This is a genomic window from Microbacterium sp. TS-1, from assembly GCF_000509385.1.
In the GTDB taxonomy this organism is placed as follows: domain Bacteria; phylum Actinomycetota; class Actinomycetes; order Actinomycetales; family Microbacteriaceae; genus Microbacterium; species Microbacterium arborescens.
Window position 1 is genome coordinate 2,217,803 of sequence record NZ_BASQ01000001.1, and the last position, 20,540, is coordinate 2,238,342.

Annotated in this window: 21 protein-coding genes; 7 read left to right on the forward strand and 14 right to left on the reverse strand. The window is 70.4% G+C overall.

Translation table 11 applies throughout. From position 1 onward, the window contains the following. Positions 1 to 34: 34 nt before the first annotated feature. The 3 genes from MTS1_RS10300 to MTS1_RS16315 all read right to left on the reverse strand — a co-directional run bounded on the left by MTS1_RS10300 (position 35) and on the right by MTS1_RS16315 (position 3,624). Positions 35 to 1,057: a zinc-dependent alcohol dehydrogenase family protein gene (locus tag MTS1_RS10300; RefSeq protein WP_023953616.1), complete on the reverse strand. Its 1,023-nt coding sequence runs from the start codon at positions 1,055 to 1,057 to the stop codon at positions 35 to 37. A 117-nt stretch (positions 1,058 to 1,174) separates the two neighbouring features. Further along, entirely contained in the window at positions 1,175 to 2,149 is a 975-nt protein-coding gene (locus MTS1_RS10305; protein WP_036305531.1) for an intradiol ring-cleavage dioxygenase, read from the reverse strand. A 107-nt stretch (positions 2,150 to 2,256) separates the two neighbouring features. Then, entirely contained in the window at positions 2,257 to 3,624 is a 1,368-nt protein-coding gene (locus MTS1_RS16315) for an HNH endonuclease signature motif containing protein (protein ID WP_023953618.1), read from the reverse strand. A 196-nt stretch (positions 3,625 to 3,820) separates the two neighbouring features. On the opposite strand from MTS1_RS16315, the gene MTS1_RS10315 reads away from it, so the two are divergent. Both MTS1_RS10315 and MTS1_RS10320 read left to right on the forward strand, forming a co-directional pair. Continuing rightward, positions 3,821 to 4,153 (forward strand): DUF3140 domain-containing protein, encoded by a 333-nt coding sequence (locus tag MTS1_RS10315; protein ID WP_023953619.1) that lies wholly within the window; start codon positions 3,821 to 3,823, stop codon positions 4,151 to 4,153. A 44-nt stretch (positions 4,154 to 4,197) separates the two neighbouring features. Further along, the gene (locus MTS1_RS10320) at positions 4,198 to 5,004 is read left to right on the forward strand and encodes an alpha/beta fold hydrolase (RefSeq protein WP_023953620.1); all 807 of its coding nucleotides are present in this window, start codon (positions 4,198 to 4,200) and stop codon (positions 5,002 to 5,004) included. A gap of 31 nt (positions 5,005 to 5,035) precedes the next feature. On the opposite strand, the gene MTS1_RS10325 is transcribed toward MTS1_RS10320, so the two are convergent. Both MTS1_RS10325 and MTS1_RS10330 read right to left on the reverse strand, forming a co-directional pair. Continuing rightward, a complete protein-coding gene (locus tag MTS1_RS10325; RefSeq protein WP_233494919.1) occupies positions 5,036 to 5,485 on the reverse strand; it encodes a GIY-YIG nuclease family protein in 450 nt (149 codons plus the stop codon). Positions 5,486 to 5,521: 36 nt separating this feature from the next. Then, complete coding sequence (locus MTS1_RS10330; RefSeq protein WP_023953622.1) at positions 5,522 to 6,445, reverse strand: NADP-dependent oxidoreductase; 924 nt, start codon at positions 6,443 to 6,445, stop codon at positions 5,522 to 5,524. A 121-nt stretch (positions 6,446 to 6,566) separates the two neighbouring features. Between MTS1_RS10330 and MTS1_RS10335 the strand changes: the two genes are divergently transcribed. Beyond that, the gene (locus MTS1_RS10335; RefSeq protein ID WP_023953623.1) at positions 6,567 to 7,217 is read left to right on the forward strand and encodes a hypothetical protein; all 651 of its coding nucleotides are present in this window, start codon (positions 6,567 to 6,569) and stop codon (positions 7,215 to 7,217) included. After that, on the forward strand, positions 7,214 to 7,543 hold the full coding sequence (locus tag MTS1_RS10340; protein WP_023953624.1) for a hypothetical protein: 330 nt from the start codon (positions 7,214 to 7,216) through the stop codon (positions 7,541 to 7,543). Before MTS1_RS10335 ends, MTS1_RS10340 begins: the two co-directional genes overlap by 4 nt. A 79-nt stretch (positions 7,544 to 7,622) precedes the next feature. Here MTS1_RS10340 and purB read toward each other — a convergent pair whose 3' ends face one another. After that, positions 7,623 to 9,005 carry an adenylosuccinate lyase gene (gene purB / locus MTS1_RS10345; RefSeq protein ID WP_023953625.1) on the reverse strand — a complete coding sequence of 461 codons (1,383 nt, stop codon included), beginning with the start codon at positions 9,003 to 9,005 and terminating at the stop codon, positions 7,623 to 7,625. A gap of 27 nt (positions 9,006 to 9,032) precedes the next feature. Continuing rightward, positions 9,033 to 9,509, reverse strand: a complete 477-nt coding sequence (locus MTS1_RS10350) for a low molecular weight protein-tyrosine-phosphatase (protein WP_036305536.1) — start codon at positions 9,507 to 9,509, stop codon at positions 9,033 to 9,035. A 145-nt stretch (positions 9,510 to 9,654) separates the two neighbouring features. Here MTS1_RS10350 and MTS1_RS10355 point away from each other — a divergent pair, with 145 nt between their 5' ends. Together MTS1_RS10355 and MTS1_RS10360 are read left to right on the forward strand one after the other, a co-directional pair. After that, positions 9,655 to 9,957, forward strand: coding sequence for a hypothetical protein (locus MTS1_RS10355; protein ID WP_023953627.1), 303 nt, complete (start codon positions 9,655 to 9,657; stop codon positions 9,955 to 9,957). Continuing rightward, positions 9,954 to 11,255 carry a glycine/serine hydroxymethyltransferase gene (locus tag MTS1_RS10360; protein WP_023953628.1) on the forward strand — a complete coding sequence of 434 codons (1,302 nt, stop codon included), beginning with the start codon at positions 9,954 to 9,956 and terminating at the stop codon, positions 11,253 to 11,255. Before MTS1_RS10355 ends, MTS1_RS10360 begins: the two co-directional genes overlap by 4 nt. Before the next feature lie 27 nt (positions 11,256 to 11,282). Here the strand turns inward: MTS1_RS10360 and MTS1_RS10365 are convergent, their stop codons facing one another. Beyond that, positions 11,283 to 11,690: a phage holin family protein gene (locus MTS1_RS10365; RefSeq protein WP_023953629.1), complete on the reverse strand. Its 408-nt coding sequence runs from the start codon at positions 11,688 to 11,690 to the stop codon at positions 11,283 to 11,285. A 72-nt stretch (positions 11,691 to 11,762) separates the two neighbouring features. Here MTS1_RS10365 and MTS1_RS10370 point away from each other — a divergent pair, with 72 nt between their 5' ends. After that, positions 11,763 to 12,827, forward strand: a complete 1,065-nt coding sequence (locus MTS1_RS10370; protein ID WP_023953630.1) for a histidinol-phosphate transaminase — start codon at positions 11,763 to 11,765, stop codon at positions 12,825 to 12,827. A 135-nt stretch (positions 12,828 to 12,962) separates the two neighbouring features. Here MTS1_RS10370 and MTS1_RS10375 read toward each other — a convergent pair whose 3' ends face one another. The 6 genes from MTS1_RS10375 to MTS1_RS10400 form a co-directional block, all read right to left on the reverse strand. Continuing rightward, on the reverse strand, positions 12,963 to 13,457 hold the full coding sequence (locus MTS1_RS10375; RefSeq protein ID WP_023953631.1) for a DUF1990 family protein: 495 nt from the start codon (positions 13,455 to 13,457) through the stop codon (positions 12,963 to 12,965). Between the two features lie 331 nt (positions 13,458 to 13,788). After that, the gene (locus tag MTS1_RS10380) at positions 13,789 to 15,126 is read right to left on the reverse strand and encodes a glucoamylase family protein (RefSeq protein ID WP_023953632.1); all 1,338 of its coding nucleotides are present in this window, start codon (positions 15,124 to 15,126) and stop codon (positions 13,789 to 13,791) included. Next, positions 15,123 to 16,829, reverse strand: a complete 1,707-nt coding sequence (locus tag MTS1_RS10385; protein WP_023953633.1) for an ABC transporter ATP-binding protein — start codon at positions 16,827 to 16,829, stop codon at positions 15,123 to 15,125. Before MTS1_RS10385 ends, MTS1_RS10380 begins: the two co-directional genes overlap by 4 nt. Further along, positions 16,826 to 17,824 (reverse strand): ABC transporter permease, encoded by a 999-nt coding sequence (locus tag MTS1_RS10390; protein ID WP_023953634.1) that lies wholly within the window; start codon positions 17,822 to 17,824, stop codon positions 16,826 to 16,828. The genes MTS1_RS10385 and MTS1_RS10390 overlap by 4 nt, the downstream gene beginning before the upstream one ends. Before the next feature lie 17 nt (positions 17,825 to 17,841). Next, complete coding sequence (locus tag MTS1_RS10395) at positions 17,842 to 18,828, reverse strand: ABC transporter permease (protein ID WP_023953635.1); 987 nt, start codon at positions 18,826 to 18,828, stop codon at positions 17,842 to 17,844. Between the two features lie 3 nt (positions 18,829 to 18,831). Beyond that, positions 18,832 to 20,538 (reverse strand): ABC transporter substrate-binding protein, encoded by a 1,707-nt coding sequence (locus MTS1_RS10400; protein ID WP_023953636.1) that lies wholly within the window; start codon positions 20,536 to 20,538, stop codon positions 18,832 to 18,834. Positions 20,539 to 20,540: the final 2 nt, after the last annotated feature.

Here is a 20,540-nt window from a genome sequence, read left to right on the forward strand (position 1 = left end):
GTGTCGGATCGGATGCCGTGCATCCCGGTGCCGGTCAGAGGGTGAGCAGCACCTTCGTGGCGCGGCGCTCGTCCATGGCCCGGTAGCCCTCGGCGGCGTCGTCGAGCGGCAGCGTCAGGTCGAAGACGGCGCCCGGGTCGATCGCCCCCGACATGATGAGTTCGATCAGCTCGGGGAGGTACTGCCGCACGGGAGCCGGCCCGCCGTGCAGGTGCACGCCCGATCCGAAGAGCTCGGCGCCGGGAAGCTCGACGTCGTGCGAGACCCCGACGTATCCGACGTGACCGCCGGCGCGGGTGGAGCGGATCGCCTGCATCATCGACTCCTGCGTGCCGACCGCTTCGATGACCGAGTGCGCGCCCAATCCGTCGGTGAGCTGCTTGATTCGCGCGACGCCGTCGCCGCCGCGCTCCTCGACGATGTCGGTCGCGCCGAACCGGCGGGCGAGCGCCTGGCGGTCGGCGTGGCGCGACATCGCGATGATGCGCTCGGCCCCGAGCTGCTTGGCCGACAGGATGCCGAGAAGTCCGACGGCGCCATCGCCGACGACCGCGACGGTCTTGCCGGGGCCGGCCTGAGCGGCGACGGCGGCGAACCACCCGGTGCCGAGCACGTCGGATGCCGCCAGCAGGCCGCGGATCTGGTCGTCGGTGGGCTGGCCCGGGACGACGACGAGCGTGCCGTCGGCCAGGGGGACGCGCAGGCGTTCGGCCTGCGAGCCGAGACGGCCCATCGGCACGCGGTCGACGCAGTGCGACTGGTAGCCGTCGCGGCAGATCTCGCAGGTGTTGTCGGAGGCGATGAACGAGCCGACGACGAAGTCGCCGACGGAGAGTCCGCTGACATCGTCGCCGATCTGCTCGACGACGCCGACGTACTCGTGCCCCATCGGGATGGGGCGCTTGATGGCGTCTTCGCCGCGATAGGGCCACAGGTCGGAGCCGCAGATGCAGGCCGCCGCCACGCGGATGACGGCATCCGTGGGCTTCTCGATGACCGGGTCGGGGCGTTCCTCGACGCGGACGTCGCCGGGGGCGTGCATGATGACTCCGCGCATGGTGGTTGTCCCTTCGTAGCGGTGATCCCATTCCACCTCATGCGAGGGCCAGCGGGTCCCTCCTGGCCAGCCATGAGGGTTGCGTGGCATCATGCGGGCTCACGCTGCGAGGACGGTTCAGGGGCGGCCGGGCGATCTCCCGCCCGGAGCGGCGCCCGCCGTCGGGGTCGTGGTCGTGTCGACTCGCGCCGTGAGTGAGACGCCGTACCCGGATGACGTGTCTCCTGAGACCGTTGCGAGCTGGAGCGCGCCGCCGTCGTCGCCGAAGACGTTGTCGGAGGCGAGCGACACCTGCTCGAGGTTGCGCGCGGAACCGCTGTAGGCAGGGAGCGCGTAGACGGCGGTGCAGATGTCCTCGGGGAGGGCGACCTGGGATGTCGCGACGGCGTTCGCGGCGTCGGTCATCGCCGACGTGTCGGGGTACACCTCGAAGTGGATGTGCGGCCACCGGCCCGTGTAGCAGGCGGGGATGACCGAGGTGAAGGTGACGACGCCGGATGCGTCGGCAACCTGCACGCCGCGCAGGTAGGTCTCGTTCTCGACCCCGTTCGAGTACATCGAATACCCGCCGGCGGCGTCGCAGTGCCAGACGTAGACCGCGGCACCCGCGAACGGGACGTCGCCCCGGGCCGTGTCGAGGATCGTGAGCCGGAGGGTCATGGGCACGCCATCGGCCGTCGTCCCGCCTTCGAGCGACGATCGGATGTCGCTGCGGACGATTCCGGACCGCTCGAGGATGTCGGGTCCGTTCGACCCGTCGCCGGGGTAGGGGCCGGCGGTTTCGTCGGGAATCTCGCCGGCGGGCAGGTCGGAGTTCGCGAGGGCTGTCGCGGACGGTGTTGCGGTGGGTGTCGCGGTCGGTGCCGCGGTGGCCGAGGCCGACGGCGAGGCGGTCGCCGTGGGAGTGCAGGCCGCGAGAGCTGCGGCGCCCAGTCCGAGGCCGGCGAGGCTCAGCACGGAGCGGCGGCTCATCAGCGTGCGGATGTCGAACGGGGCGCCCTGGTCGACGACCTCGTCGTCGGCGCGGTCGAGCAGACGGCCCTCGTAGGCCGGCCCTGCGGGCGTGTGGTCGGGTTCGGGGATGCGGTTCACGTCGGACTCCTCGGTCGGTTCGACCACCGAGCATCGCCGGTCAGCCCATCCGTATCGTTGGGTGGACCTATGCGCCGGATATGAGACCCGCCCCAGACGCCGCGCGGTCAGAAGGGTGGTCTGTCCGGTGGCGGATCGGCGGTGTCGATGGTGAAGCACACCGCGGGTATGGGTACGTCTTCGCGGTAGACCCTGCCGAGGGGTGAGGTCCATTCGAGGACCCCGCCGCCGAGCTGCCGGACTTCCCATTTCGTGAATTGCTTCATCGAATGGTGTCGTTGGCAGAGGTGGGCGAGGTTGAAGATGTGGGTGTGCCCGCCGAGGGCGTAGTCGATGGTGTGGTCGAGCTCGCAGCGGATCGCGGCTCGCCGGCATCCGGGGAACCGGCAGTGCTGATCCCGCGCCATCAGGAGTTTCTTCATCGATGCGGTAGGCCGGTACGTGTCGATCTCGACCGGGGTCCTGGTGACGGGGTCGATGAACAGCCGGTCCCATTCGCTGACCTGCCCGGCGAGCTGCCGTGCCGTGTCGGAGTCGATCAGCCCGGCGCCCACAGCTTCGGCGGGGTTCTCGTCCCGCCCCATCAGGGTCTCCGCGGTGACGGCGACTTGCACGCGTGCCCGGATCGCGCCGAGCCCACCGGGCCGGTCGGTCCCGTAGGTCGGGTCGATCACGGGTGCCCCACTGAGGACGAGGTCGCCGAGGATGTCGGCCCGCAGCTGATCCATCGTCCGCGTATCGGCCGGCTCGCTCTCCCCGACGGGGGCCGCGCCCGCAGCATCCGTCCCGGCGGCGCCCGCGCCCGTCTCCGCCCAAGCGTCCTTCACGGACTGTCCCATCTGCGTGAGCCGGTCGAGCATCCCCGCCGCGATCACCGTGGGCAAATTGGCGACGAGGTTCGACATCCCATCGGTTCCGTGGAACACGCGTACGCATCGTTCCGCCGCCGCGGTCTTGTGCCGCTCTGTGAACGTCTGCGGGTGCAACCTGGCCGCCAGGGCCTCCAGCGTGCCTCGCACCCGGGAGGGCACGTCCCGCTCGCACACCCCGATCGCGGCCTCCGCGTAAGCCGACCGCACCTCCGCCGGCACCCCGGCACCGACCCGCACGACCACGTCGACGTGGCCGCGTTCGATCCGCCGCTGAACCCATGCGTCGAACACCGCGGGATAGTCGTCGATGACGGTCATCGCGTGGTCGATCTCACCCTGCAGTCGCCGGTCGGTGAGTCGCGCGATCCCTGCGGCTTCGGCCGCGACCGAACGCAGCTCCATGTCCGACGCCATCCCCCGCACCCCATCACGGCGCGCCTCACGCAACGCCGACCGACCCAGCTCCGCCAACGCACGAACCCGCGAGACATCAGCCGCATGGAACTGGTCGAGCGCCTCCGCGAACACGGAGAACGCGTCGGCGTGCGGCGACGCATCTGCGGCACCGTCGCGCCCGAGCCCTCCGCCGTCGTTCGATGTCATGTTCCCATAATGTCAGCGACCTCTGACATGGGAGGTGTATATACGTTCGACGGTGGATATGTCGCGACGTACGCGAATTGTGCAGGAATCGCCATACCCGCCGACAGCAGAAACCGCGAAAAGGCGGCATGACGAGCTGACTCATCCTGCTGTCAAGAGGATGCGGCTGGGGCGCAGCCGCGGGCACCATCGCACCATGAGTGACGACGACGACCAGACGCGGCACGAGTTCCGCGACGCCGTGAACATGAGCCCCGCCGAGCTCGAGAAATGGCTCGATACCGACGAGTCGAAGAAGGTCGGTCAGAAGGACGGCGGCGGCGAGTCGACGGGCCACCAGTCGGGCCGACGCATCGTCGACCTCCTCCGCACCAAGAAGGACGAGCTCACCGAATCGGACCTGAAGCACATGCGGAAAGTCGTCGGCTACGTCAACCGGCACCTCGCGCAGCGCCCCTCGGGCGACATCACCGAGACGGCCTGGCGCTATTCGCTCATGAACTGGGGCCACGACCCCGCGAAGAAGTGACTGCCTCCGCCGAGCAGGCCTCCGCCGCGCGGGAGAATGGAGCCGTGAGCATCCCCGCGTCCTCAGGTCTGACCGAGCTGCCCGAACCGCGATTCGTCCTCGTTGGCGAGGACGGCCACCGCATCGCCACCTACTCGTGGGGGGAGGACGACCTTCCGACGGTCGTCGTCGTGCACGGGTTCGCGTCGAACACGAAGGACAACTGGGTCTCGACCGGGTGGGTGCGCGACCTGCAGCGCGCGGGCTTCCGCGTGCTCGGTCTCGATCAGCGAGGACACGGTGCGAGCGACAAGCCGCATCGTGCCGCCGACTACGACCTGCACCAGCTCGCATCCGACGTCGAAGCTGTGCTCGACACCTATCTCGTCGACACGGCGATGTACGTCGGCTACTCGCTGGGCGCGCGTGTGGGCTGGGAGGTGCTTCAGGACTTCTCCGCGCGCATCACGCGCGGCGTGCTGGGCGGCGTGCCCGACGGCATCCCGCTCGCGCGCCTCGACATCGATCAGGTGCGCGCGCTCGTCGAGAACGGCACCGAGGTGACCGACCCCGTCACGCAGAACTACGTGCGGCTCACCGAGCGCGTCCCCGGCAACGACCTGCGGGCGCTGCTGGCGATCGCCGGCGGCATGCGCGCCTCGGGCACCGTCGATCCCGACCCCGCGAACGCGCCGGAGCAGCCCGTGCTGTTCGCCACGGGATCTCGTGACGCCATCATCGAGGGATCGAAAGCGCTCGCCGCCGCGACGCCGCAGGGGCGCTTCGTCGAGATCCCCGACCGGCACCACTTCAACGCACCGGGGTCGCGGGTGTTCCGCCAGACCGCGATCGAGTTCCTCACGGAGGGATGACGCCGTATCCGCCCGGGCGCCGGCTGCGGCGTCACGACGACGCGCGCCGATACGCGTCGCCGAGCCATCGGTCGTAGGTGAGCCACGGATCGGATGCCGCCGCCCGTACCGTCTCGATGTGCTCGGTCAGCGGGCTCACGAGGGTGAACCACTCGCCGCCCTCGCGGAGTGCGGCGAACTCGCGGTGCCGCTGCTGCTCGAGCGACCGCCCGCCGCGTTCGAATGCGAGGAGCTCGTCGTGCCGGATGGCGGCGAGCCGCTGCCGTGGCCGCTCGCTCGTGCCGATCTTCACGCGGGCGCCGAATCGCAGGTAGTAGACGACGGCCACGACCGGGCGGGGCAGGTCGGCGTCGAAGGCGTCACCCAGACGCCATCCGCAGCGCCGGCACACCCAGTGCCCCGTATCGGGGCTCATGCCGCCGGAGCGCCCGCCGCACACGCGGCAGGCGGACGGCATCTCGGATATCAAGGAGGCGGGCACGACTCCAGGATCGCGCCCGCCTCCGACATCCACCCGTCAGACCGTGACGACGATCTTGCCGCGGGTGTGCCCCTCTTCCAGACGGGCGTAGGCGGCGGCGGCGTCGTCGAGCGGGAAGGTCTCGGCGACCTCGACCCGCAGCGAACCGTCGGCGGCGAGACGCGCGAGCTCGGCGAGCTGCGCGGCATCCGGGCGAACCCAGATGTAGTTGCCGCCGAACTCGGATGCCGCCCGCGGGTCGGCGATCGAGGTGACGACACCGCCCTCGCGCAGCAGGTCGCGCGTGGAGTCGAGCGAGCTGCCACCCGCGAAGTCGAGCACGACGTCGACGCCGTCGGGAGCGATCTCGCGCACCCGGCCGGCCAGGCCGTCGCCGTAGACGACGGGCTCGGCGCCGAGCCCGCGGAGGTAGTCGTGGTTGCGCTCCGACGCGGTGCCGATGACGCGCGCGCCACGCAGGCGGGCGAGCTGAACACCGAACGATCCCACTCCGCCGGCCGCGCCGTGGATGAGGACGGTCGATCCCTCTCCGACGGCCGACCGCTCGATCGCCTGCAGCGCGGTCAGGCCGGTGAGCGGAATCGCAGCGGCCGCGGTGAAATCGAGACCGTCCGGCTTGCGCGTGGCCGTGCGCACGGGGACCGCCATGTACTCGGCGACCGAGCCGCCGCTCACGACATCGGCGCGCGCGTAGGCCAGCACCGGGTCGCCGACCTGGAACTCCGGGGTGTCGAGACCGACCTTCTCCACGACTCCGGCGACGTCCCACCCCGGGACGGCGGGCAGCTGGACGTCGAGCAGGCCCTGCAGGTACCCCTCGCGCACTTTGTAGTCGACGGGGTTCAGACCGGCGGCGACCACGCGCACCACGAGGGTGTCCGGCCCGATGTGGGGCATCTCCCGCTCGGTGATCTCGAAGCGGTCGTTGCCGCCGAACTCGTTGTACGTCAATGCCTTCATGTGCGGGGGCAACGTCGATGCCGTCCGGAGGATTCCCCGGCGGGATGCCGCCCGGCGGGCGGCGTCCCGGGCCGGAAGCGTAGAATCGGGGGGATCCCGTTCTGAATCGCGAGAGTCCGCCGTGTCTGCAGCATCCGCCGCCCGCACCTTCGAGGTGCGGCATGTCCAGCTCGCGCGCGCCCTTTTCGCGGCCGTCGCCGCCGTGATGATCACCTTCTCGCCCGATCACTCCGCCTCCGTCGGGATGTCGGTATTCAGCGGCTTCGCGACAGCGACCGCGATCATCTTCTTCGTCGGAGCCTGGCTGACGAGTCCCGCGGGCCGCCGCGGGCTGCCGATCGCGCTCGGGGCACTCACCCTCATCGCCGCGATCCTCGCCGGCATCCCGCCGCTGCGGACGCCGATCGGGTTCTTCGCCGTCGTCATCTCCTGGGCCGCCGTCACGGGCCTCATCGAGCTGGTCGGCGGCATCCGCGGGCGACGCTCCGGTGCCCCGGCCGCCCGCGACGAGGTGCTCATCGGCGCGATCACCCTGCTGCTCGTGGCGGGCCTGCTGCTGGTGAACCCGGCCTACCGTCTCGATTACGTCATCGAGGAGGCCGGCGCCTTCACGCTCACCGGCATCACCATCGGGGTGGGACTGTTCGGCGGCTACGCCGCGATCGTCGCCGTGTTCCTCGGAATCGCCGGCTTCTCGCCGCGGCGCGAAGAGATCGTGCCCGCGGCATCCGTTCCGTCATCCCCCTCGTCCGATCCGGAGGTCGCATCGTGAGCGGCGAACACCCCACCCGCCGCGAGATCATGCGCCCGGTCCAGCTGCTGGGCCTCGCGTTCGTCGCGGCGATCTTCTCGGGTGTCATCACCCTCGTGTCGATGGGGGCGTTCCAGTCGATCCCGCGCGAGTCGGTCGAGCGTGCCGTCGTCGTGGCCCTCGTCGTCGCCGGCATCGCCTTCATCGCGACGCTCGTGATCATCGCACTGCTGATGCTCGCCGTCGATCCCGCGCAGGTGAGCAAGCGTGTCGACCGCCCGGTTCTGTACCCCGACGAGTCCGAGACTCCCGACGACCCGGCCCCCGGCACGTCGCCTCGGAGCTGAGCGACCGCCGAGCGCGTACCGTCCACACCAAAACGCACCGCCCCCCGAGCGTTCTCGGCGGGGCGGTGCGTTTTCGGCGTCAGCCGAGGCGTGAGACCAAGTCGTCGGCGAGGCCCGCGTAGGTCGCGGGGGTCAGGGCGAGCAGGCGCTTCTTGGCGGCATCGCCGATGTCGAGGCCGCGCACGAACTCGGCGAGCTCCGGTCCGCCGACACGGCGACCGCGGGTCAGGTCCTTGAGCAGCGCATAGGGGTCGGTGATCTGCGAGCGGCCGGCGGCGATCTCGGCGCGGACGACGGTCTGGATCGCCTCGGCCAGCACCTCCCAGTTGGCGTCGAGGTCGGCCAGCAGCACGTCGCGCGAGAGGGAGATCTCGGTGAGCCCGCGCTGCAGGTTGTCGAGCGCCAGCAGCGAGTGCCCGAAGGCGACGCCGATGTTGCGCTGCGTCGTCGAGTCGGTCAGGTCGCGCTGCATGCGGCTCGTGACGAGCGTCTGCGCGAGCGTGGCGAACAGGCCTCCGGAGATCTCGAGGTTCGCCTCGGCGTTCTCGAACCGGATGGGGTTGATCTTGTGCGGCATCGTCGACGACCCGGTCGCGCCGGCGACGGGGATCTGCGCGAAGAAGCCGAGCGAGATGTAGGTCCAGACATCGGTCGCGAGGTTGTGCAGGATGCCGCCGGCGTGCCGCACCCGGTCGTAGAGCTCGACCTGCCAGTCGTGCGACTCGATCTGGGTGGTCAGGACGTTGAAGTCGATGCCGAGGCCCTCGATGAACGAGCGCGAGAGCTCGGGCCAGTCGACGTCGGGCTCTGCCGCGAGATGCGCGGACCAGGTGCCGGTCGCCCCCGAGAACTTCGCGAGGTACTCGCCGCCCTCGATCTGCTTCGCGACGCGGGCGAGGCGCCAGGCGAACACGGCGATCTCCTTGCCCATCGTCGACGGGGTGGCGGGCTGGCCGTGGGTGCGCGAGAGCATCGGGGCATCTCGGTGCTCTCGGGCGAGGTCGCCGAGGGCGCCGATGACGGCGTGCAGCTTCGGCAGCCAGACGTTCTCGACGGCGCGCTTGACGGTGAGCGCGTAGGAGGCCGAGTTGATGTCCTCGCTCGTGCACGCGAAGTGCGTCAGCTCGGCGATCGCGTCGAGGCCGAGGGCCGACAGCCGGTCGCGGACGAGGTACTCGACGGCCTTCACGTCATGGCGGGTGACGGCCTCCTTGGCGGCGAGCCAGTCGATCTCCGACTGACCGAAGTCGCGGTACAGGCCGCGCAGCCGCGTCTTCTGCTCATCCGCGAGGGGCGAGCTGCCGAACAGGCTCCGGTCGGTCAGGGCGATGATCCATTCGACCTCCACCTCGACGCGTGCGCGGTTCAGACCGGCTTCGGAGAGGTAGTCGGCGAGGGATCCGACGGCGGCGGCGTATCGGCCGTCGAGCGGGCTCAGGGGCTGCGGGGGCAGAGAGGTCACGAGGCTCCATTCAGTGTGAACGGGCGCTCAGGACGTGGTGCGGATCGCGGGTTCGAGCTGCCGGAAGAGCGCCCGGCTCGCGCTCTCGATCATAGCGAGCACCTCGTCGAACATTCCGGCGTCGCCGTAGTACGGGTCGGGCACATCGAGGTCGCCGCCGGCGTGCGCGTCGAACGACATGAGAAGGCCGAGCTTGTCGGTGTCGGCCGTCGTACGCGCCCAGTTCGACAGCACGCGCTCGTGCGAACGGTCGAGCGCGACGATGAGGTCGGATCGGTCGAAATCCGTCAGCGTGAAGCGACGGGCCCGGTGCCCCCGCCCGTCGTATCCGCGGCGTTCGAGCGCCTCGAGCGTGCGTCCGTCCGCGGGCTCGCCGACGTGCCAGTCACCCGTTCCCGAGCTCGCCGACACGACACGGTCGCCGAGCCCGGACTGGTCGATGAACCAGCGGAAGACCACGTCGGCCATGGGGGAGCGGCAGATGTTCCCGGTGCAGACGAACATGACGCGGAAGGGCTCGGCGCGTCGGGTCACCGTCCCATTGTGGAGGATGCGGCCTTTCCTGCACAGATGTATCGCCGACGTTCGTCGTCCCCCAGCGGGGACGAGGGCGGTCCGTGCGGCTCCCCGCACCGGCATCGTGAGGGGCATGCCTCCGCCTGAGCCGCTCGTTTCGAACGCCACGCCACTCGATGCCGCCGCGGTGCTGACGCTCGAGATGATCGCGGCGCTGCGCCCGCGCCTGACCGCCCTGCGCGACGAGGTGGACGCGATCCGACGCCGCGCGGCCGAGCTCGAACACGACACGGCCTGGCGCGCCCGCGCCGCGCGCGAGTACCGCGAGCGGCTCGCCGCGTGGCGCGAGCGATCGGATGACGCGGCGATGCGCATCGACCGCCTCGACGACGAACTGCACCGGGTGCAGACCCGGCTCGTGGCGGGAGGCCCGTGAGCGACGACTCCCTCGACATCCGCGACGGCGGGGTCATCGCGGTCGATACGGAACAGCTCCGTCTCGCGGCATCCGTGCTCCTCGGCCTGTCGACGGAATGCGACGTGCTGAGGTCGATGTTCGAGACGGCCGCTCGCGAGCTCGCTGCGCACGATGCGACCGCGTGGCCCGCAGCGGCCTTCGCCGCTGACCTCACCCAGCTCCTCGACGCGCTCACCGCCGAGGCCTCGGCTCTCGCCGGAAGACTGCGGGATGCCGCGGACGTCTACGACATCGTCGAGCTCGAAGCCGCACGGCGGGCTGCCGAGGGTGGCGACCGTCGCGTGACGGATCTGCTCGACCGCCGGATCTTCGCGGCCCGCGACCGTTCACCGACGGCCGCTTCGCGTGCCGACCTGCTGCTGAGGACCTGGCCGCTGCTGCGGCACGGCGAGCTCCAGCGCCAGATCGGCGGAGCCGCCGTTCCACTGGGCCTGCTCGGGGGAGCCGCCGTCGCGGCGGGCGGTCTCGCGCTGACCGCTCTCGGCGCCCTGGGGCTGGGGCGTGCGACCCCCGATCGCGGCGGGTCCGCGCCGCCGCAGGTCGTCGAGGTCACGCGGTCAGCGGTTCGCGAGGCGGCGGCGCCGGGCACACTCGCCGCGCTCGCGGAACGCATCCCGCGCGAGGGCGATCAGGTTCGCGTCGAGCGCTACACCCTCGCGGGAGGCGAGCGCCGTTTCGCCGTCTACGTCGCGGGAACCCGATCGCCGCTCGGATTCGGCGGCCGCGAGCCCTTCGACATGTCGTCGAACGTGCAGCTCTACGCGGGCCGCAGCTCGGCGTCGTACGAATCGGTGGTGAGTGCCCTCCGCGCCGCCGGCGCGCGGCCGGGAGACGCCGTGCTCGCCGTCGGGTACTCGCAGGGCGGCGCGATCACGTCACGCCTCGCGGTCGACGGGCCCTTCCGCGTCGTGGGCAACGTGACCTTCGGCTCTCCCGTGCAGGCCGATCCCGGCGAGGCCACGCTCCAGGTCACGGTGCGCCACACCGACGATCTCGTCCCGGCGCTGCAGTCCGGCGGCCACCCCGATCGTGCGGGCGCGGCGGGCAGCATCGTCGTCGAACGGGTCGCCGACCCACCGCCCGGCATCGCGGACGTCGCGCTCGGTGCCCACTCGATCGACGCCTACGGCGACACCGCCGCGCTCGCCGACGCCTCGGACGACCCCCGCGTCGATGACGTCCACGAGCGCATCGCGGCCTTCGGGGGCGACGAGCCGGCCGAGGTCACGACCTACCGCGTGCGGAGGCCCGACTGATGGTGCGCGCGTATGTCTGCTCGTGTGTCAGCGGCGGTCGCGGTCTCGGTCGCGACGGGGGCGGAACAGGATGCCGGCGACCCAGTTGATCAGTGCGATCACGATGGCCGCGAGCACCGCGAGCCAGAAGCCGCCGATGCGCAGGCCCCAGTCCCAACCCGAGGTGACCCACCCGGTGAGCCACAGCAGGAAGCCGTTGATGACGAATGAGATCAGGCCGAGGGTCAGGATGTACAGCGGGAACGCGAGCACCTTCAGCACGGTGCCGACGATCGCGTTGACGAGTCCGAAGATGAGGGCGATCAGCAGCAGCGTGAGGACGAGCTGCAGGTCGCCGCCCGGCGGGAACGCCACGACCGACACCTCCAGCGCCGGGATCAGCGTCACGATCCACACCGCGAAGGCGTTGACGATCAGTCGGATGATGAGGCTCATAGTGCCGTCAGTCTCCCACGGGGCCTCCGATCCGTCATCCGGTGGAGGCGGCGGCATCCGTAGACTCGCATCGTGACCGACCTGCCCGTGCGCATCCGACCCGAGATCGCGGCGCTGCCCGCATACCGCCAGGGGCGTCAGGCCTCCGCCGACGCCTTCAAGCTGTCGAGCAACGAGAACCCGTTCGACCCGCTGCCCGGCGTCGTCGAGGCCGTGCGCGCGGCGACGACCTTCAACCGCTACCCCGACGCCTCGGCCGGCCGGTTGCGCGCGCGGCTCGCGGATCGATACGCGGTCGCCCCCGATGGCGTGCACGTCGCGGCGGGTTCGGTGTCGATCCTGTACCAGCTCGCATCGGCGACCAGCGGTCCGGGTGACGAGATCATGTTCGCCTGGCGATCGTTCGAGGCTTATCCCGGGCTCGCGGCTGTCGCGGGCGCGACCGCCGTCGCGGTGCCGCTGACGGCCGACGCCGGCCACGACCTCGACGCGATGGCGGATGCCGTCACCGACCGCACGCGGATGATCATCGTCTGCAGCCCGAACAACCCCACCGGTCCCGTCGTGAGCCAGGCGGCGTTCGACGCGTTCGTGGCGCGGGTCCGCTCCGACGTCCTCATCGTCCTCGACGAGGCCTACGCCGAGTTCGTGACCGACCCGGATGCCGTGACGGGCGCCGCCGTGCTCGCCGCGGGGCACGCCAACGTCGTGATCCTGCGGACGTTCTCGAAGGCCTACGGACTCGCCGGACTGCGCGTCGGGTACGCCATCGGCGACCACCGCATCCTCGATGCGGCCCGCAGCACCGGCATCCCCCTCTCGGTCACAGCCCAGGCGGAGGAAGCCGCGCTTGCGAGCCTCGACGCCGAGGACGAGCTGCTCGAGCGAGTGCGTCACATCGCCGTGCGACGTGACGCGCTCGCCGACCGGTTGCGCGATGCCGGGTGGCACATCCCGAACGCGCAGGGCAACTTCGTGTGGCTGCCCGCGGGTGAGCGGGCCCTCGAGATCGCCGAGGCCTTCGACGCGGCCGGCCTGATCGTGCGGGCGTTCGCCGGCGACGGTGTGCGCATCTCGGTCGGCGAAGAGGAATCGATCGAGCGGATCGTCGCGGCCGCGGCATCCGTCGTCGGCTGACCGGCGCGCGAGCGGGGTCCCTCGGAGCCGACGGTGCGCGTGCCGCGATGCAATGCGTCGGGCTCGACACGCCGGTGAGGATGCCGTCCGCCCGGGGTGTCGGCCACGATCCCTCGCATCGCGGCGCGCGGGTCGTTAGCGCGCGGTGCGGTCTCCGCGCCGAAGAGCACTCAGATAGCGCGTTCGCACGATGACCTGCACGATGCGGACCGCCGGATAGGCGAGCCGCCAGAACCACAGGGGCGCCGGCCGCGAGAGCGATCGCAGCGTGAAGAGCACGTCGTCGCCGCGCCGGGTGACGAGGAACGCCTCCTCTCCCTCGAGCGGATGGCCCGGCAGTGCGAGGTAGACGTAGCCCACCCGGTCGGACTCGTCGACGAAAGCGACGACCTCGACCGGCTCGCGCAGCGTCAGGGGGCCGCGGCCGATCTCGAGCCAGTGCCGCCCACCGACGACGGCCGGCACATCGGGGACCACCCGGAATCCGCTGCGTGTCTTCACCCGCCACGTCAAGAGATCGGTCCGGGCCCGCCGCCACGCGGCATCCCCCGACCCCACGCGCACGGTCCTCTCGAATCGGCGGAAGCCTCGCGGGTCGGCATTCCACTCATCGCGGTGCGGCAGGCTCATGCGACCAGCATCCCACCCGCCCCGCCAGCGGGCGCGTGCGTGGGTGCGTGGATGCGCGGATGCAAGGGATCGGCTGCGACACCCCGTGATGGATGCCGCTGTCGCGGGGCGTCGGTCACAACACCTTGCATCGCGGCACGGCGCTGCGCCGGGGACGGCGTCCGACGGAACCGCCCGCGCTCGCCGCCACGGGTCCTTGACCTGCGGGTTGGCAGTACGCGCCCATATCGCGGGGTTGTGGGGGCGTGAGGTGCCAGGTCAGCGCTGGGCGTGCAGCCCTCGACCGCTGGCCGGGCGAGACACGCCCCCTGGCCGAGAGCCGGAGCGTCCGTCAAGCCGGGGTGAAGCCCAGCTTGTCGGCGCCGCGGGCGATCCAGGGATGCCGAGAGAACGTGTCCCACACGAGGGTCGAGCCGAGGGCTGCGGCACCCAGCAGCGCCGTCGCTCCCTTGTTGAGTCCGTAGCGCGGCTCGGCGTACCAGGGCTCGTCGCCCTCGAGGTTGACCCCGTCGGTCGCGCCCCACTCGTTCCATGCGCCAGGATGCTCATCTCGCAGCACGCGAAGCGCCGGAGCCACCTCCGCGGGAGCGAGCGGCAGCGCCCCGAAGAGAGACACGGGCGGCACGGTGCCGTCGGCATGGGGCTCGCGCAGCGCCGGGCGTGCGCCGTTGACGACGTACCCGCCCGGGCCGAGGCCGGCTGCCGGTCCCCAGAGTCCGCTCGCGAACGTCTTCCACCGTCCGGCCTGGTCGGCGCACCACGCCCGCGAGGCCAGCGACGCCTCGCGCGCGTTCGCCCACCAGTCGCGCCCGTCGAGATCGCGCACCCGCTGGAACGGATAGAACGCGAGCGGGAAGTGGTAGGTGAAAAGGGTTCCCGCCGGCTCATGCACGCACTCGTGCCCGCCGTACGACCCCACCGGCTTGTCGAACCCCCGCCACAGGTCACGCGCGAGCTCGGTCGACACTCGCTCGTGCCCCGCCGCGAGGAGGTACATCGGCAGCTGCTCGGCGGTCATCGACCAGGCGCTCACGAAGCCGGCCTCATCGGCGCCGTCGGCGTAGTCGTCCTCGCGGTCGGCGACCCACGCCATCCGGACGACCGCCCGGTTGCCGGCGTCGTCGATGATCCACGGCCAGTCGATGCGGCGCAGCAGGCGCTCGGTGCGCTCGCCGATCTCCCGTCCGGCGTCGCCGTCGGCCGCGAAGAAGGATGCCGCGACCGCGGCACCGCACAGGGCGAGCGTCGTGTCGATCGTGGAGTACTCCGATCGCCCCTGCCGTTCAGCGGTGGCCGCATCCACGAAGTGCGCGAGGAAGCCACCGCGATGCGGCACCGACTCCTCGAGCGTGCGCAGGGTCGCGGCGACCCGGTCACGCACGTCACGGCGGCCGAGGATGCCCCGCTCGACGCCGACGCACCATGCCGCGAGGGCGAAGCCGGTCGCCGCGACCGTCGCCACGCCCGGCAGGTCGTCGCGGTCGAGCACGAGCCCGCAGCCCGGGCTGTCGAGGTCGCCGGTCGCGTGCTCCCACAGCCACCGGATCGACGCGTCGACCTCCCGCTCGGTCAGCTCCCGGATGTCATCCGGCAGCACGCCATCCGGCAGCATGCCATCCGGCAGCGCACTCTCCGGCGGGTAGGTCTCGGGAAGCTCGGTGTCGGTCACGCGGCGGTCCTTCTCTCGAACGGGTTGGGGATGGCATCGAGCAGTTGTCGGGTGTACTCGGCCTGCGGGTCGTCGATGACGCGATCGGCCGGGCCCGACTCGATGAGCTCGCCGTTCCGCAGCACGAGCGCGTGATTGGCGAGGCTCTTCGCCGACAGCAGGTCGTGTGTGATGTAGAGCATCCCGACGCCGTGATCGGCGACGAGCGACTGCAGCACCTCGAGGATCTCGGCGCGGATCGACACGTCGAGACTCGCGATCGGCTCATCCGCGACGACGAGCCGGGGCTCGGCAGCGAGGGCGCGGGCGATGACGACGCGCTGGCGCTGGCCGCCCGAGAGCTCGTGCGGCAGCCGCCCGAGATACCGGCCCGCCGGAGTCAGCCCGACCTGCTCGAGCAGGCTGGCCGAGCGCTCGACGGCTTCGCGGCGCCCGACGTGCAGGAAGTTCGCGAGGGGCCGCGACAGCGAGTACCCGACGGTCAGCGTGGGGTTGAGGGCGGCATACGGATCCTGAAACACGTACTGCACGTTGCGGCGGTACTCGCGGGCGAGCCGGCCGTGCAAGGCGGTGATGTCGTGCGGCTCGCCGTCGCGCTGGCCGTAGTAGCGCACGGCGCCCGAGGTCGGATCGTCGATGCGGGTCAGGATGCGGGCGATCGTCGACTTGCCCGATCCCGACTGGCCGACGAGCGCCGTCACCTCGCCCTCGCGGAGCGTGAACGAGACGTCTTTCACGGCATCCACGTGCTCGGTCCGCAAGCCCTGCCGCTTCGAGAACCGGCGGTGCAGGTTCTCGACCTCGATGACGGGGGCGTGCTCGACCGGTGCTTCCTGCGACACCTCGACGGGCGCCTCGAGCTCGGCCCCGGTATAGCCGGCGACGTCCTCGCCGAGCAGCTCGGCGTACGACCCGACGAGATGGACGGAGTATGGATGCCGCGGCCCCGTGGTCACGGCATCCTGCGCGCTCATGTCCTCGACGACTTCGCCCTCGTACATGACCGCGACGCGGTCGGCGAAGTCGAGGAGCGTGCCCATGTCGTGGGTGATGAGGATCGCGCCGAATCGCTCGCGCTCCTGCAGCTCGCGGATCTTGTCGAGGATGGACTTCTGCACGACGACGTCGAGCCCCGTGGTGGGCTCGTCGAAGAGCACGAGCTTCGGCTTCAGTGCGAGGGCGAGCGCCAGGTTCACGCGCTGCTTCATGCCGCCCGACAGCTCGTGCGGGTACATGTCGAGGAACCGCACGTCGACGCTCACGAGGTCGAAGAGCTCTTCTGCGCGTTCGCGCGCGGCCGCCGTGCTCGCACCGGTGTGCTCGGCGAGGATGTCCTCGAACATCTTGCGAACGCGGACGACCGGGTTGAGCGAGTTCATACTCGACTGGAACACCGTCGACACGTACGACCAGCGCAGGGGGCGCAGGTCGTCGTCACCGAGTGCCGTGACGTCGCGGTCGCCCCACCGGATCGAGCCGCCGGTGATGTGCCCGGGGCTCCGCAGCAGCCGCAGCACCGCCTGGGCGAACGTCGTCTTGCCCGAGCCCGACTCGCCCGCGAGCCCGACGAACTCTCCGGGTGCGACGCGCAGCGACACGCGCTTGACCGCGTCGAGCGTCGCGCCGAGCTTGGGTCGGTACTGCACAGACAGGTCGGACACCTCGAGCACGGGCGCCGTGCTCGGATCGGATGCCGGGCTCATGACTTCTCCTCTTCGCGAAGGTGGGGGTTGCTGAGCATGTCGACGCCGAAGTTCACGAACGTCAGCGACGTCATGAGCAGCGCCAGCATGATGCCGGGCGCGACCAGCCAGACCCACAGTCCCTGCACGAGCGCGCCGTTCGCGTTGGCCTGGGCGAGCATCTGGCCCCAGCTGACGGTGTTCGGGTCGCCGAAGCCCATGAACGACAAGCCGGCCTCGGCGGCGATCGCAGCGGTCGCGGCGCCGATGAACCCCGAGACGATCAGCGACGACATGTTGGGCATGATCTCCCGGAACACGATGCGCAGCATCCCGTCGCCGCCGAACCGCGCTGCGGTGACGTAGTCGCGGTTGCGCATCGAGATGATCAGCGACCGCATCTCGCGCGATGCGCCGGCCCAGCTGGTGATGGCGATCACGAAGACGAGCAGACCGAGACCGCGCGTCTCGCTGTAGGCGACGATCACCATCATCAGCGGCAGCACCGGAATCACCAGCGCCAGGTTGGTCAGGAACGACAGGATGTCGTCGAGCAGGCCGCCCTCGCGGTATCCGGCGAGAAGCCCCACGACGATCGCGATGACGATCGTGGCGAGTCCGCCGAGCAACCCGATCGCGAACGAGAGGCGGGTGCCGTGCACGAGCTGCGTCCAGATGTCGTAGCCGAGCGTGTTCGTGCCCATCCAGTGGGCCCAGCTCGGGTCCTGCGACGGCGTGAAGGTCGCATCGTTGGGCCGATAGGGCGACAGAAGATCGGCGAACACCGCGACGAGCAGGAACACCGCGAGCATCACGATGCCCACGCGCGCTTTCCGGCTCGACCAGATGACGGCGTACCACCGGGCGGGGCGGACGACCGCCACGACCTCCTTCGTCGACGCGTCCTCGTCGGTCACGCGCCGCCGGAAGGTCCGGACGGGCTCGGTGCGCGTCGGTTCGGTGCGCGCCGGTTGCGGCATCGAGGCCGGCTGGGGGAGGGGGGTCTCATCGGACATCGTCTGTCACCTGCCTTTCACGCTCTGGCCCGGCGGGCCCGCGGATCGATGAGGGGGTAGAGCAGGTCGACGATGAAGTTCGCCGTCAGCACGATGACGATCGTCGCCAGCAGGATCGCCTGCATGAGGGGGAAGTCGCGGTTCGAGGTCGCCTCGCCCATGAGCCGGCCCATGCCGGGGTAGTCGAAGACGGTTTCGATGAGGATCGAGCCGCCCATGAGCACGCCGAGCGACAGGGCGAACCCGGTGATGACGGGGAGCAGCGCGTTTCGTGCGGCGTAGCCGAGGGCGACCGTGCGCTCTCTGAGCCCTGCGGCCGCGGCCAGGCGGATGTAGTCCTCGCCGAGCACCTGCACCATCGTGTTCCGCATCGACAGGATGAAGCCGATCGGCGCCGTCACCATGAGCGTCAGCGCGGGGAGGAACCCGTGCGAGATCACGTCGGCGACATGGATCGGGGTGAGTCCCGGGGTCGTGTATCCGTAGCCGCCGGATGCCGGGAACCAGCCGAGCGTGTAGGCGAAGACGAACAGGATGATGAGGCCGATCCACACCGACTGCAGGTTGCCGACGAACGTCGAGCCGACCGAGATCGTCGCGTCGAAACGGCTGTTGCGTCGCCACGCGGCGATCGCGCCGAACAGCGTGCCGAGGACGAACGAGAGGATCTGGGTGATTCCCACGAGGACGAGCGTCCACGGCAGCGCTTGCCCGATGACGTCGGCGACCGGGTAGGGGAAGTACGTGAAGGATGTGCCGAGGTCGAAGGATGCCAGCTGACGCAGGTAGTCGACGTAGGCGACGAACACGTTGTCATTCGAGTACCCGAGCATCGCCTTCACGGCGGCGACCTGGGCCGGATCGATCTCCCCCTGGCCATTGAGCTGACGGACCATGATCTCGGCCGGGTCGCCGGGCTGCAGGCGCGGGATGATGAAGTTCAGCGTGACCGCCGCCCAGAGGGTCAGAAGGAAGTAGCCGGTCTTGCGGGCGTAGTAGGCCACGGCTCAGCCCTCCCCGCCGGCATCCGACTCGCCGGCATCCGCCTCGCCCGGCGGGCGCAGGTTCGGCAGGACGCGGATGAGCTGGTCGACCGGATAGGGGTTGTCGTCGCTCGGCCACCCGACGGCGTTGTTCGTGCGGTAGATCAGCCGGTTCGGGGCGTACTGCAGCGCGATGTAGGGGAACTCGGTCATGAAGATGTCGATGATCCGACCCTCGATCTCGGCGGTGCGGCTCTCGTCGGTGGTGGTGGTCCATTCGGCGATGAGGGCGTCGATCTCGGGATTGACGTAGCGTGCCCGGTTGAGGAGCAGCTCCTGCTCGGTCGAGATCTGCGAGGCCTGCAGCTTCGCCCCGAGATCGCGCGCCCGCTGGCATCCGCCGCTGATGAAGTCGATCGTCATGTCGAAGTCACCGGCCTTCTGCATCCCCTCGATCGCGTTGGGATCAGTCGTGACCATGCGCACGGAGACGCCGACCTCGGCGGCGTTGCGGGCGACGACGTCCGCCATGGCGATGACGTCCATCCAGCCGGCCTGCACGCTGAAGACGAACGACAGCGGCTCGCCGTTCTGGTCGACGCGGCGCCCGTCGGGACCGCGTTCGTAGCCGGCGGCATCCAGCATCTCGTTCGCGCGCTCGGGGTCGTAGGGGATGAACTCCTTGCCGCGCCACTGCTCGGGAACGGCCTGCTCCTGGAAGGGCAGCAGCAGCATCGTCTGGCTGGCCGGCTCCATGATCCCGAAGCTCGCGCGCTGGCTCAGCGCCTCGCGGTCGAGGGCATAGGCGAAGGCCTCGCGGAACCTCGGGTCGTTCAGCACCGGGCGCTCGTTGTTGAGCACGAGGGCCGTGATGGCGTCGGGCGGATAGAAGAAGTGGGCGTTCTCGGGGTCGGGGGCGACGACCGAGCGGTTGGGGTTCGGGATATCGCCGCGGTAGAGGTCGAGCGCGCCGCTGCGCAGCTTCAGTGCGCCGGAGTTCGCGTCGTACTGGCCCTCGAGCGACAGGCGCTGGACGCGCACCTGGTCGGCGTTCCAGTAGTTCTCGTTGCGCTCGAGAACGAGGCGGCGCCCGTTGTAGGACTCGGGGGTGAAGGGCCCGGTGCCCACCCCCTGCTCGTCGACGAAGAGCGTCGGGTCGCCGTGCTCGGCGTAGATGTGCTGCGGGAGGATCTTGGTGTTCTGCAGGATCGCGTCGGTCTTCGGCACCGCGGGGCCGGCGAACTCGAACACGACGGTGTGGTCGTCGGTCGCCGTGACCCTCTCGGCGGGCGCACCGAAGAAGTCGCCCCACAAGCCCGACTTGTCGGCGGCGGGGAACTCCTTGCCGGCCATGAAGGTGTACACGACGTCGGCGGCGGTGAAGGGCTCGCCGTCGCTCCACTGCACGTTCTCGCGCAGGGTGAGCACGAGGCGGTCCGGTCGTTCCCATTCGTAGTCGGTGGCGAGCCACGGCACGGCCTCGCACGTAAACCGGTCGCGGATCATGAGCGGTTCGAAGAGCCACGTCTGAACGGTCGCGTTGGGCGAGAGCCAGTTGTAGTTGAGCAGCCCCTGGACCGAGCCGCCGGCTTCCGACGGCATCCGCAGTTCGTCGATGAACCCGGGCGGCGCCTCGGGAGCGGGCTCGAGGCCCACGTTCGCGCACGCGGACGTCGTGAGCAGAGCGGTCAGGGCGAGCGCTCCCGCCGCCAGTGTTCTGCGTCTTCTCATCG